The sequence below is a fragment of the Bdellovibrio reynosensis genome (assembly GCF_022814725.1).
Taxonomy (GTDB): domain Bacteria; phylum Bdellovibrionota; class Bdellovibrionia; order Bdellovibrionales; family Bdellovibrionaceae; genus Bdellovibrio; species Bdellovibrio reynosensis.
This window is the reverse complement of record NZ_CP093442.1, coordinates 2,556,310-2,569,904: the sequence shown is the minus strand read 5'-3', so window position 1 is coordinate 2,569,904 and position 13,595 is coordinate 2,556,310. Positions and strand designations below refer to the sequence as shown.

12 protein-coding genes are annotated in these 13,595 nt (G+C 41.5%); 5 read left to right on the top strand and 7 right to left on the bottom strand.

Features of this window, described 5'->3' with window-relative positions; genetic code table 11:
- Genes nuoL through MNR06_RS12025 form a run of 5 tightly spaced genes read right to left on the bottom strand, consistent with a single transcriptional unit; the run spans window position 1 to window position 4,335 of the window.
- Window positions 1-1,914, bottom strand: a complete 1,914-nt coding sequence (gene nuoL / locus MNR06_RS12045) for an NADH-quinone oxidoreductase subunit L (protein WP_407933223.1) — start codon at window positions 1,912-1,914, stop codon at window positions 1-3.
- Between the two features lie 29 nt (window positions 1,915-1,943).
- Window positions 1,944-2,267, bottom strand: coding sequence for an NADH-quinone oxidoreductase subunit NuoK (nuoK, locus tag MNR06_RS12040; protein ID WP_243536360.1), 324 nt, complete (start codon window positions 2,265-2,267; stop codon window positions 1,944-1,946).
- Entirely contained in the window at window positions 2,257-2,793 is a 537-nt protein-coding gene (locus MNR06_RS12035) for an NADH-quinone oxidoreductase subunit J (protein WP_243536358.1), read from the bottom strand. The genes nuoK and MNR06_RS12035 overlap by 11 nt, the downstream gene beginning before the upstream one ends.
- A gap of 9 nt (window positions 2,794-2,802) precedes the next feature.
- Window positions 2,803-3,957 carry a complex I subunit 1/NuoH family protein gene (locus tag MNR06_RS12030; RefSeq protein ID WP_243536356.1) on the bottom strand — a complete coding sequence of 385 codons (1,155 nt, stop codon included), beginning with the start codon at window positions 3,955-3,957 and terminating at the stop codon, window positions 2,803-2,805.
- Window positions 3,958-3,966: 9 nt separating this feature from the next.
- Complete coding sequence (locus tag MNR06_RS12025) at window positions 3,967-4,335, bottom strand: NADH-quinone oxidoreductase subunit A (protein ID WP_243536354.1); 369 nt, start codon at window positions 4,333-4,335, stop codon at window positions 3,967-3,969.
- A gap of 128 nt (window positions 4,336-4,463) precedes the next feature.
- Here MNR06_RS12025 and mfd point away from each other — a divergent pair, with 128 nt between their 5' ends.
- The 5 genes from mfd to MNR06_RS12000 all read left to right on the top strand — a co-directional run bounded on the left by mfd (window position 4,464) and on the right by MNR06_RS12000 (window position 12,264).
- Window positions 4,464-7,985: a transcription-repair coupling factor gene (mfd, locus tag MNR06_RS12020; protein ID WP_243536352.1), complete on the top strand. Its 3,522-nt coding sequence runs from the start codon at window positions 4,464-4,466 to the stop codon at window positions 7,983-7,985.
- A gap of 279 nt (window positions 7,986-8,264) precedes the next feature.
- Complete coding sequence (locus tag MNR06_RS12015) at window positions 8,265-8,603, top strand: hypothetical protein (RefSeq protein WP_243536349.1); 339 nt, start codon at window positions 8,265-8,267, stop codon at window positions 8,601-8,603.
- The gene (locus MNR06_RS12010; RefSeq protein ID WP_243536347.1) at window positions 8,600-10,153 is read left to right on the top strand and encodes a periplasmic substrate-binding domain-containing protein; all 1,554 of its coding nucleotides are present in this window, start codon (window positions 8,600-8,602) and stop codon (window positions 10,151-10,153) included. The genes MNR06_RS12015 and MNR06_RS12010 overlap by 4 nt, the downstream gene beginning before the upstream one ends.
- A complete protein-coding gene (locus MNR06_RS12005) occupies window positions 10,132-11,127 on the top strand; it encodes a YcaO-like family protein (RefSeq protein ID WP_243536345.1) in 996 nt (331 codons plus the stop codon). Before MNR06_RS12010 ends, MNR06_RS12005 begins: the two co-directional genes overlap by 22 nt.
- A 3-nt stretch (window positions 11,128-11,130) precedes the next feature.
- The gene (locus tag MNR06_RS12000; protein ID WP_243536343.1) at window positions 11,131-12,264 is read left to right on the top strand and encodes a sensor histidine kinase; all 1,134 of its coding nucleotides are present in this window, start codon (window positions 11,131-11,133) and stop codon (window positions 12,262-12,264) included.
- Between the two features lie 63 nt (window positions 12,265-12,327).
- On the opposite strand, the gene MNR06_RS11995 is transcribed toward MNR06_RS12000, so the two are convergent.
- Together MNR06_RS11995 and MNR06_RS11990 are read right to left on the bottom strand one after the other, a co-directional pair.
- Entirely contained in the window at window positions 12,328-12,741 is a 414-nt protein-coding gene (locus MNR06_RS11995) for a hypothetical protein (RefSeq protein ID WP_243536341.1), read from the bottom strand.
- Window positions 12,728-13,402, bottom strand: a complete 675-nt coding sequence (locus tag MNR06_RS11990; protein ID WP_243536339.1) for a hypothetical protein — start codon at window positions 13,400-13,402, stop codon at window positions 12,728-12,730. The genes MNR06_RS11995 and MNR06_RS11990 overlap by 14 nt, the downstream gene beginning before the upstream one ends.
- Window positions 13,403-13,595 lie beyond the last annotated feature (193 nt).

Genomic DNA, 13,595 nt, shown 5'->3' with positions numbered 1-13,595 from the left:
TTACCTCATGATCACAAATGAAAGAGCAACAACAACACCGATACCGATGTACATCGCGTACTGTTGCATATTACCGGTTTGAATAGAGCGAGCAAAAGAACCCATGCCGCGAACTAAATCGCCCGCAAGATAAGTCATTTTGTCGATAAAGTTCACATCAACATAATACCAAGTATTACGGCTGATATTCACAAGCGGATTGATGATGAATGCGAAGTAGCCCTCATCAACAAAGTACTTGTGGTAAACCACGTTGTAGATCGGCTTAATTTTTTCAGCCACGCGGTTTGGAGTTTCAGGCGAACGCACATAGAAGTGGTAAGCAACTGCCGCAGAAATCGCTGCCAAAGTTACTGAAATACCCATCAGTGTAAACTCTGTCACTGCATCCAAATGGTGGAAGCCAGGAATTGGCTTAATCAAAGGATGTAACCAGTGTTCCCACACATTTGGAATGTGACCAAGATATTCACCAATCACGTGCGGGATACCAATCCAACCACCGATCACTGACAAGACGCCAAGAACGATAAGTGGGATCAACATCAACGCTGGCGATTCATGTGGATGAATGTCGCTAGGTACACGGCTTTTACCCCAGAAAGTAAGCGCCATTAAGCGTGTCATATAAAACGCTGTCAAAGTTGCACCGATCGCACCCATTGCCCAAAGCACTGGTGAACCTAGTGGAGAGTTGAAAGCGTAAGCTAAGATTTCATCTTTAGAGAAGAAACCAGCAAACGGCGGCATACCAATAATCGCTAGCCAACCCAGGAAGAACGTCAAGTGAGTGATCGGAAGATATTTTTTCAAGCCACCCATTTTACGGATGTCTTGTTCTTCGTGCATCGCATGGATCACTGAACCTGAACCCAAGAACATAAGGGCTTTAAAGAATGCGTGAGTCATCAAGTGGAACATTGCTGCCCCGAACGCGCCCACACCGCAAGCTAGGAACATATACCCAAGTTGTGAAACTGTAGAATATGCCAAAACTTTTTTGATATCGTTTTGAGTGATACCGATTGTTGCCGCAAAAACCGCAGTCGCCGCACCGATGATAGCGATAACCATCATTGTATTAGGAGCCGCCATGAACATTGGGTTTAAACGAACGATCATGTAAACACCGGCAGTAACCATCGTCGCCGCATGGATTAGTGCAGATACTGGAGTCGGACCCGCCATCGCGTCTGGAAGCCAAACGTACAATGGTATTTGCGCTGATTTACCAGTAGCGCCGATGAACAAGAACAATGTTCCCAACGTCGCAGCACCCAACCAAGAAGCCTCAACAGTAGTTGGCGCTAAAGCATTTAGTTCAGCGAAATTCAAAGTTCCGAAAGTCAGGAACAAAACAAACATACCAAGCAAGAAAGCCGCGTCACCGATACGATTCGTTACGAAGGCTTTCATACCAGCTGCTGCTTTTTCTTTATCCGTGAACCAGAAACCGATTAGTAAGTATGAGCAAAGACCCACACCTTCCCAACCTACGAACATCACAAGCAAGTTATCACCAAGAACTAGCAACAACATGTTGAAGATGAAAAGATTCAAGTAAGAAAAATACTTCGCTGCACCCTTATCGTGGTGCATGTACCCGATAGAGAACAAGTGAATCAAAGTACCAACACCCGTGATAACTAAAATCATGATCGCGCTGATTTGGTCGATCACAAATCCTGCGCTGACTTTAAGTTTATCAATCGCCATCCAGTCAAAGAAGCTTACTGCAATTTTGCGAGTTTCTTCTGGAAGGCTGATTAGGTCTGCCACCAAGATGATAGAGCAGATAAAAGAAATACCCACTGCGATCGTTGCGATTGTACCCGCAAGATTTGCAGAGTGTTTTTTATAACGAAGACCGTTGATTAGAAAGCCTACAAACGGCGTCAGGATCACAAGGGCCATTAATAAAGAATAATTCACGGCTGACTCCCCTATCCTTTTAAGTGTTCAAAGAAGCGAATGTTCACTTCGTTAAAACGTTTAAAGATTGATACGGCTAGGGCCAAGCCCACCGCCGCCTCTGCAGCGGCGATAGTCATTACGAAGAACACCATGATGTGCCCATCAATCAGACCCAAGTATTTACTGAAGGCTACAAACGTTAAGTTTACAGAGTTCAACATCAATTCAACCGACATCAAAAGAACGATCACGTTACGGCGAAGAAGAACCCCAGCCATACCCATTACGAACAATAAGGCGGCAAGAACCAGATAGTGTGTCAGGCCGATGTTGTTAATAAAATCAGTGTTCATGTGTTCCACCTTTACTGCGCGCCAAAGCCACGGCACCTACTGCGATAACCAGTAACAAGATCCCTAAAGCTTCAAATCCAAAGATATATTTATTGAACAACGCCATACCTAGAGCCTTTGTAGACTCCATGCCTGCGCCTGTAGTTACGATATTGTCTGTGGTTTTTTCAGTTAGAAGACCTACAGACATCGCAATCGCACCCACAACCAAACCAGCTAACAATCCAACAGAAGCAATCTTAACTGCTCCAGTGAATTTGCCGCGGGTGAAAGCTTGAAGATCTGTTTTTAAGTCGAAAAGCATGATCACCATTACGAATAGAACCATCACGGCTCCGGCGTAAACGATTAGCTGAACACCGGCGATAAAGTAAGCATTTAAGGTTACGAACAAAGCTGAAATACCAACCATTGTCATCGCAAGTGATAAAGCTGAATAAATCGGGTTCGATAAAAGAACCACACTAAGACCGCTAACCAATGTGACAATCGCCAAGAACCAAAATAAGAAAGCATCTGCTGACACGTTAAACTCCTAGCTCGCAGCGATGAAGATGATCAAAGCTGTGATAATCGTATTTGCCAAAGCCCACGGAAGTAGGTTTTTCCAGCCGAAGTCCATCAACTGGTCATAACGGAAGCGTGGAAGCGTCCAACGAACCCAGATGAAAACCCAAAGGAAGAAAGCAAATTTCACGAAGAATGATAAGAAGTGAAGAAGTGCTGTTAGCGCACTTGCTTTACCTGCTGTTGGCGCTACAGATGAAGCCCATTGCTGAACTTCCGCAACTGTCACACCTGGAATGCTGAATCCACCAAAGAAAAATAAAGCCATCAAACCAGAAGCGATCATCATGTGACCGTACTCACCGATGAAGAACATGTTGAATTTGAAACCGCCGTACTCGGTGTGGAAACCCGCAACTAGTTCTGATTCACCCTCTGCCAAGTCGAATGGCAAACGGTTTGATTCAGCAAAAGTTGTTGTGAAGAACAAAAGAGCTGCCAGAGGTTGATAGAAGATACCCCAGTTTGGCAACCAGTCTGGTCCCGTCACTGTGTGACCCATGAACACGAACTGCAATGGACCTTGTTGAGCCAAAGTCATTTCAGTCAGATTGAAAGTTCCATAAAGCATGATCACGCCAACGATTGAAAGACCCAAAGCAAGTTCGTAAGAAATTGTTTGAGCAGAAGCACGCAAAGCACCCATCAAAGAGTACTTATTGCCTGATCCCCAACCCGCCATCAAAAGTGTGTACGCCGCAAGCGACGAAACACCTAGGATGAATACGATGCCAACGCCCATGTCGTAACCTTGCACTAAGAAAGTGTAAGGACCCCATGTTTGGCCAAACATTTCAAATGAATCCACCAAAATTGGTGTCGCCATTGGAATCGCGGCAAATGCCACCGCGCCCGGAATCAACGCAAACACTGGAGCTGCATAGTACAGAAGTGGTTTTGCTGTATCTGGAACGAAGTTTTCTTTTGTTAAGAACTTCACGGCATCAGCAAGAAGCTGCATTAAACCCAAAGGACCAACACGATTTGGACCAAGGCGGTTTTGGATGAAGGCAGAACCACGACGCTCTACCCATACAAGCAATGGAACTGCTTGAACCATCATCAAGAAGATGACGATAAGTTTTAAACCATTGACGGTAATTTCGAAAATATCTTTACCCATTCCCATTTTCTAGTCCCACTCCAAGGCTCTTGCTTTAACTAACCAGAACAAACCGAATACAAAGATCGCAATGAATTCAACCATCGCAAAGAACACCAAACCACCGTTACCAGCAGCGATGAATTCGCGGAAAGAAACTGACCACGGATACATGAAGATGATCTCGATATCGAACAAGATGAAAAGGATCGCAGTAAGGTAGTACTTTACTGATACCTTTGTGTCTTTCTTATCAAGCGCCGGAATACCGCACTCATACGGTTCGTACTTAATCGGGTGATAAATAGGTTTGCCGCCTGTTTTGGTTGCAACCCATAGCAAGAACGCTCCGAAAAGCGCGATGAAGATGACGATGAATATGACTCCACCGAGTGGCACTGAACCCTCCAAAGTTGGATTATTATTTGGATTTCATTTAAGCAGAGTTAGTTATATATGTGTCGACGGTTAAAACCAAGAAATATGAATGGATACAAGGCGATAAGCGTGGCAGGATACGTGAACCGATGAAAGCCGAACTTACGCACACAAGGCTTGAAACAATTCTTGAAAGAGCCTTTGAAACATCGCGAGGAAAAATTCAAGTAACCGGGGCTGCCTCCCCGCTTGCGCTTGCTTTCTTTTTGTCGCAAACATACTCTAAAAAAATCAACGGCTTGCCGCACTTAGTTGTGGTTGGAAGTCTGCAAGAAGCGACAAAACTTCAGCAGCTTCTAGAGTTCTTTGACCCAACTCGTCAGAGCTATATTCTGCCGTCGTTTGATGTTTCGCCTTATTCGGGTCTTTATCCAAACTCGAGAGTTACTTCAGACCGAATTCGTTTTCTAGCAAAAGCGCAAAACGCAAAGCCTGGTGAAATCTTCATTTCCTATTCTGACGCGCTGATGCAAAAAACAATGCCGGTGAAAATCCTGAAGGATTATTCGCGTATTCTAAAATCTGGTGACGAACTTCCTGAAGACATCGCGGAGTATTTAAATTCGCTCGGTTATACTTCAGCGCCGATGGTTGAAGATAAAGGACAGTATGCTTTGCGAGGAGGTATCGTTGATATCTTCCCGCCTTGTGAAGACTCGCCAGTGCGTTTGGATTTGTTCGGCGATCAAATCGAATCGATAAGACATTTCAATGTTTCTGATCAGCGCAGTTCTGATGAAGTGAATAATTTCTGTTTAACCCCGGCGCGCGAAGTTTTATTTCGCGATGAAACCCACGAGCGCCTGTTGCAACGAGTGCGTGAAACTCTAGGTGATCGCCCGGTTGATAAATCAGATTCTGAAGAGATGCTTCGTTCTTTAGTTTTAAAGAACTCATTTCCTGGAATTGAGTTCTTGCTTCCGTATTTTTACGGCGACCTTTGTTCCCCGGTAGAACATTTTGGTTCTGGTTTACATATTTGGTTTTTAGATCCCGTTGAAATCTCTCGCTGGGCCGATGAAGTGTCTGCCGAACTGAAAGCTGATTATGCTTCAAGCCTTTCCCATGTGATTAGGCCTGAGCTTAGTTTGTTATATACTCCTTTTGATAAAATAGTGTTTCCTTCAGGGTCGCGAGAGATCTATTTTTCTTCATTAGAATACTTTGAAGATGAAAACACCGAAGACGCCAGGGTTGAGTATCGTACTGCTTTGACTCAAGATTTTACAAACTTGGCTTTGGCTAACGCCGTTGGATCTGAACAGTGGTTGCAAGCAGCGGCAAACAAACTGCATCGTTGGCGTGGCGAAGGGTACCGCATCTTTATTGGCACAAAAAACCAATCGCACATTGAACGGTTGAAGCTTGTTTTTGATAAGTTGGATTTAAAGGCGGCCCGCGCTGCTGAGGATGAATACCGGTGGGATTCTTGGCTTGCTGAACAAGAAGCCGATCCCCATTTAGTACATATTATTCCTAGATACTTGATTGAAGCTTTGCGTTTGGAGGAAGAACGCATCGTCTTTTTGCGCGATGAAGATTTTTACGGAAAAAAACAACGGGCCCGGGACACTTCGGGCGCTCAGGATTTTCAAAAGCAGGCCAAGCGCCTGGCATTCGGTGACTTAAAGCCTGGTGATTTAGTTGTTCACGTTAAACACGGCGTGGGTCAATACGAAGGCTTAAAGATCATGAACATCGGCGGAGTCGAATCTGAATACATTCAGATTGGCTACAAAGATAAAGATAAGCTGTATTTGCCTGTTTATCGCGTCGGCCAGTTGCAGAAGTTTTCTGGGGCTTCGCCGACTTCTATATTAGATAAGCTTGGTGGTACGGGGTGGGAAAAGACTAAATCAAAAGTTAAAGCCCATGTTCGTGATATTGCTTCTGACTTATTAAGCTTGTATGCGAAACGCGCGGAAATGCACCGTCCTCCGTTTAGTTTGAACGAGGGCGAGATCACTACCTTTGAAAATTCTTTTCCTTATGAAGAGACCGACGATCAAAACCGCGCGATCACGGATATTCACCGAGATTTGTTGTCGACTAAACCAATGGATCGTTTGATTTGTGGTGATGTAGGTTTTGGTAAAACGGAAGTGGCGATGCGCGCGGCGTTTTTTGCGGTTCAAGCGCGCAAGCAAGTGGCTTTGTTGGCTCCGACGACTGTTTTAACTTTCCAGCACTTTGAAACCATTAAGAAGCGTTTTGAAGGATGGCCGGTGGACATTCGCGTGTTGAATCGTTTTGTTTCTACGGCTGAAACTAAAAAGACTATTCAAGATCTAAAAGATGGTAAGGTGGATATCATTGTTGGTACCCACAAGTTATTGGGCTCTGCGATTCAATATAAAGATCTTGGCTTATTGATTATCGACGAAGAACAAAAGTTCGGCGTTACCCATAAGGAAAAAATTAAGAAGATCAAAACCAGTGTTGATACTTTGACTTTGTCTGCCACCCCGATTCCTAGAACTTTGAATATGGCTCTGGTTGGTATTCGAGATTTAAGCTTAATTAATACGGCTCCTGTCGATCGGCTTCCTACCCGTACGTTTGTCACTAAGTTTGACGAAGAAACAATTCGCAAGGCCGTGACGGCTGAAATTTCGCGTGGTGGTCAGGTTTACTTTATTCACAATCGCATTGAATCTATTTACGGACTGGCTGATGAGATTCGGGCCATTGTTCCCGAGGCCCGCATTCGCGTAGCCCACGGGCAGATGGAAGAACATGAATTAGAAAAAGCGATGCTTGCGTTCTTCCATCACGAAATTGATGTCTTAATTTGTACGGCGATTGTTGAGTCCGGCATGGATGTGCCGCGCGCGAATACGATGTTCATCGATTCAGCGCACATGTTTGGTTTATCGCAATTGTATCAATTACGTGGCCGCGTAGGGCGAAGTAAAACCCGCGCTTATTGCTACTTGATGATGCCAAGAAATCGCAAGCTAGATAAAGAACAGCAAGAACGCTTAAAGATCATCCAAGAAAACACTGCTTTAGGAAGCGGAATCAAAATCGCCCAATACGATTTAGAATTGCGCGGAACCGGAAACATCTTAGGCGAAGAACAATCTGGCCACGTAAATTCCGTAGGCTATGAATTGTACATGGATCTTTTAAACGAAGCTTTGGCAGAAGCAAAAGGCGAAAGCATCGAAGACATGGAACTAGATCCAGAAATCAACTTGCGAATTCCAGCGATGATCCCAGACAACTACATCGCAGATATCAGAATTCGTTTAAGTTACTACAAAGCATTGGCTGACATTACTTCCCACGAGGACCTAGATCGCATCGAAGAGGAACTACGCGATCAGTTTGGCCAAATCCCAGAACCAACAATAAACTTGATGGGGCTAATGTTGATTCGTCGCCAGTGTAAAGAACTAGGCGTGCGCGACATCAGCGCTGGTGTAAAATCAGTTTCTTTGATCTTCACAGAAAAAACGAAGTTAAAACCGGAAACTGTAATTCAATTGGCGGTAAGGGAAAGCAAGAAGTACTCTCTGACGCCGGATAATCGATTGAATATTAAGCTGCCGAGTATTTCTTGGTCAGCAGTTCACGATGAGCTTGAGCAACTTTTGAAACTTATTTAATATCTCTTGGATCTTTTAATACATTTTTAATTCTACTTTATTCCTTGAGAAATAATTTTGGATATTTTGATTAAATATGAGCTCCTTGCGCTTCAAATAACCTTTCTTTAAAGGCATAACACCCAATCTTTTAAGCTCGATATAACGCTAAAAACATAGTGTTCGCATATTACTTGGCAGCAATGATTCTTATGAGGATGTGCAAGGTAAGTATCATAAAGACACTATTGTTTATGGCCTTAAACTTGCTAGAGAAGAGTATGTTGAAAGGAACTTTATATGAAACTAACTAGAATCGAACTTATCTCCTTACTTTCTTTGATATCTTTAGGCTCCCCTGCTGTTACCCAAGCAGATCAAGCAATAGTTCAAGTTGATCAAAGGATGGCAAAATTTGAGATTGTCCAAATACTTAACACTTTAGACAATCACTCACAGGACGCCGAAGTCCTCAAAAAACTTATCATTGGTGGAAAATTAACCTATGATCCGGCGACTGGTCATTATATCCTAAATACGGACATTACCGATCTTTTGAATAAGAAAAGAGTTGAACAATTAGACGCCACAAAAAGCGTAATTTGTACTGGTAATGAAACTGATGTTAGGACGAAATGAATCCATTTACGATTCGCAAAATTATTATTCTTACGTGCCTGCTAACTGCAGGCATTTTTTTGTCTTTGGGTATAAAGATGACAAGCACCAAAATTAGCAACCGTATTCTAAGGGCAGCAACAGCGCATAAATCATCAGCCAGATCTCTTGACACTAGAAGAATCCACAGTGCCTCAGACGCGTTACTATTAATGAACCTGTATAGTCCAATTATTGACGTAGATAATGATGGAAATTATGTTCCGGGATTGGCTAGCAAATTTTATTGGCGCAACGGAAGTCTTCACATCGAATTTAAAAGAGGATTTAGATCGGTCGACGGTAAACCCGTAGGGGCGGCAGATGCTCTATTTTCGTTGAAACGCCTTATATTAGATAAAAACAATACACATGGCGACACGGCGAGAATCCTTTGCCCTAACTGGGATGGTAAAAAGATTTCAGACGAGTGCCCTGGGTTAAAAATCATTGAAGATACTTTGATAATTACTCCAGTTGAAGAATATCTCGGAAAAATTTTGATTCCACTTCTATCTTCGCCTGACCATCGAATTATACCTGAAAATTCTGTCGATCCCCTATCATTAGAAATAACTGATTTCAGAAATACTTCTGGTGCTTATTACGTAGATAAAGATTCATCTGATGGAAAAATAGTGCTGCGAGCGAATATGACTTCCCAGCTCTACTCTGAAGACATGCCCCAGCTTATTCAAATGGTTCCGTACGATTATAATTCAATTGTCGATTTGGTACGAGAAGACAAGATCGATATAATTGGCCCAGATTTTAGTTACATGCCAAAAATGCTAAATAACCTTTTTGAGGATCATAACGACTTCACAATTTTTGCAACAGAGCCAATCAAAGTAAGTACAATCTTCTTTAATCTGAAAGCAATGCACGACTTTACTCCGGAAGAGAGAGCTTACGCTGCTTTTAAATTTGTCGAGAACAGAAGAAAGCAAAATATCGTTAACTACGGCAGCCAAAACACCATGCAGTTTTTTCAGTTTGCCTCAGCTGGATCATTAACAACCGACCAACTTGAACAAATTGAAAAAATGCGTTTGGATGCTGCTGATTACGGACAAAAGTTTCATCCCAAGCGAAAAATGGAATTTCTAGCAAGCAAAAGTTTAATAAAAAACTGGGGCAATTTTTTTGATATCAACTCATATTTTGAACCATATTTACTCGACAAAGGGTATTTATCTTATGCGCCAGAGGACCGGCCTGGCGATGTTTTTAGTGGCGTCACGGATGTAGCCTTTGACACTGATTACTCCCTTCTCAGTTATAATTTTTCGCAACTAAATTTTGGACTATCAGCCCATGAGGGGAAGATGTGGTTGGACGCTTTCATAAAAGAAAAGTCGCCCGAAAGGTCGCTAGCATTAGTAAATGAATTACACTTCAGCTTCCTTAAAAAGGTTGCCATGTATCCTCATAGCGTATCCCCATATACAGTGATTCATAAAAAGGATATTCGTGTTGAAATGACGAGGCTCAGTGCGACATATAATTTATGGCAAGTGAAAATGAATTAGCTATTTGGACGCTTATCAATCAAGAGAAAATCGATTTTAAAGTTAAGGTGCTTAATTGGCCCCAGCTTTGGGGAATTGATATCCATGATTGTGAAGTTACAATTCAATCTGAAGGTCGGTTTTTTTCCGGAAGAGGAACTGACAAAGATAAAAGCATTGCTATTAATAAGGCGACAGCGGAAGCAATCGAACGTTCGGTTCTCACACATAACCACATTGACACTTCAAATGGCGTCGCAGCACATCTAAGCATATCAGAGGCTAAAACAGCTGCTTGTTCGGAATTAATTGAACGTGATTTGTTTCTATCTCATTATTTAACAAAAAAACCATATTATGAAATTCCGCTGCCGACTGTTTTAAAGAAAGAATATGATTTATTTTTTACTGAGATCTCAAGAAACCTTCTTAAAACAAAAAGTTATTTTTTGGGCGAAATTAACGGAGTGGGTGTTTATGCTACAGCGTTATTTGGAATTAATTTCAAAGTTCCTTTTGGTATTGAGATAGGCTTGGGGTCATCTACGGATCGAACAAAATCGCTTGAGAAATCACTGATCGAATGTTTTAGGCAGGCTTCAAATATAATTTTCCACCCTACAACAATAAATAATATTACAATAGACGATTTTTCAAAGATCGATTCGCCGACTTTCTTGGATCACGGTAATCTTGCCCTAAATTTGGATTTCTATAATTCGATCGCAGAATATTTTAATACTGAGCCCAATGCTCTGATACCGCCAAAAAATTTTAAAGTTGATACAATACAGTATAGCATTTTGGAAACTGGATTCAGTGATTTAAAGTCTGCGCCTTTAAAGTTTGCGCAAGCTAAATGTAAAGATCTCCAATCGCTTTACCTTGGTATACCAAAGCCTAATGACATCAATCTCGGCCGACTACGCCTATTTTCTAATAATAAAAATTTAAATTTTATAGATCTAAACCTATTTCCTCATCCGCTTAGGTAATAAATGATTGATCGACTTACAAAAAGATTGCTTTTAAAAGTTACTGTTCTTTACCTCTCACTATTATTAGTGGTCATAGGTTCAGTGCTAATAACTATTTCGAACAAAAAGCAAGAGTTTGCGATTTCGATAAGCAACTCAGTATACAATTTCGCAGTTACGCATGATCTAAGGAGCGTTCAGAGAGTAATTCATCCGGTTATCCCCAGCGTATTTTCGATGGTCGAGATCATTGAAAATACTAACAGTCAGCTTTTCAAGATGGGCCAAGCCTCAAAATTCGATATACGAATAGAGCTGAATCTTTACGATCTAAAGTTTATTTTCCAGTACAATGTTTTAAATATCCTGTACTTAATTTTGACTTTCGCACTTATCTTGTTCATGGTTATTTTGATTTTTTTCTACTTCGAAAGGAAAAAAATCGATGCTGAAATTCGGGTTCAAATCAAACTCAAAAATGCTGTGGTCGCAGAGTCTATGGCTCGACGTTTGGCACATGATATAAGATCACCTCTAAGCGCCTTGAATGCTATTGTTACGGCAAAAACATCTATTGCAGGTTCAACTGATATTATCTCTGCCGTCGTTACAAGAATCAACGCCATAGCTGATGACCTACTTATTCAGTACAAAAAGGATACTCTCAGTAAACAGTCAGATTTTCCCGGCGAATCACACACAAAAAAAATAAACATAGTCCCTATTATTAAAAATCTTTTGCGAGAGAAGACCGCGCTTTATGCAGACTTTAACTTTGAGCTTAGAACTGATAACGAGGAGGTGTTGCTGGAAATAGAACCCGAAAGTCTAACCAGAATAATTTCCAACCTTGTTAATAATTCTGTTGAAGCTAGTGACCAACATAAAAGCGTAGTAATAGCCATCAATTGTTTTTCCGATAGAACCTTAATTACTATTACCGACTATGGAGTTGGTATTTCCGGAGATGTGCTAGAAACTATTGGAAAAAAGGAAATCACTACGAAGAATAATGGAAATGGTATCGGTCTGTACTCGACATTTCGGCAAATGGAGGCGTGGAATGGTTCATGTAAAGTAGTTTCAAAGCCCGGCATTGGCACTCAGGTGTCATTAACCTTTAATAGTAGTGCGAGTCTTAAAGACACTCTCTAATTTAAACTCGCATGAATTTATTATTCGATCAAAAAATCACAGATATCATAGAGTCTTTTACGTCTAAATTTTTCCATCAGAATTTTGATTGTTTCTGGTTAAATACCAATCAACCAAAACATATATCGGCATAATAATAAGAATCTGTCTAAAGAACACCAACGTACCAAGTCCCCCAAGAACGATGATTGCGGAGATGTCTGTATAATGTTTTGGTGCGTTGCTAAGGGGTGTTACCATTAATGCCACGAATACAATCCATACTGTTGCGATATTTGCGACGATATAGACCCACCATGGCTTTTTCGATAATGCTGTTAGGTATGCCCATGAAATGGTACCGGCTAAGGTTGATGGAATAAACCACCACTTAATGAAGTTGTTATCAGCCAATCCGAAGATACTTAGATAAATCAATGCGCCTGCTGTTGCAGTTAATAGTGATCTGATTAACTTCAATTTATTAAGGGACTTCATTGATTAGCTCCATCTTTTTTTCTAGCTGATGAATTTGAATTTCAATTTTTTCAAGTTCTTTTACATTTCTTTCGTCGCCATAGTGATTCATTGAGAATACCATCACGTTAGACTTTAGCGCTGCTTGTTTTGATCTTAAAAGAACTAACTCTTTTTTCCATGGACTGTAGCAAGTTTTTAGAACACTGAAAATTTGCGACACGCCATTGATCGTCATAACGTCACCGACATCGACGGTATTTCCGATAGTCGTCATTTCATCGTAGCTAAGATCACAAATCGAATTGCCTTTTTGAGTGTAGCATCCGGCATGGGTATCAAACGCAAATGCTTTTAAATCGCCACACGTTCTAACGTTGTTTGAACTATATAAAAGATTGGATATTTGATTTTGAAGGCAGACCAACGTTGCATCTCTCCACTGTATGCCCTTAAGTGATAAGTCCTTATAAGTAAGACTTAGAAATCGTTCACAGTATTTTTCACCGTATGCAATGGGATATCCTTGGCCTCCGCAATTATACTTAGTTTCAACGCAGCTTCGGTAAAAGCCACACTGTTTCGGACTGGGGGTGCGGCAGGCATCGCCAGCGGCAGCTGCCGCGCTAAGAAAAACCCACAGGAACATTATTAAAGATCCATAATTTTTAATTGAATTCATCGACAGCCCTTTCAATAGCCCAAAGGTATCTGAGCAATTGCAGGGCCACCCACCTTGCTTTTCAACTCGATTTAAATGGCTTCCGGTAAGCGGCAATATCCTAAAATAAGGACTTTTTATTTAAATCAGGATTTCCTGGGCATTGCTAAAGCTGTAGTGCGAAATGAGTTCTTCGAAATCTAGCATACCTATT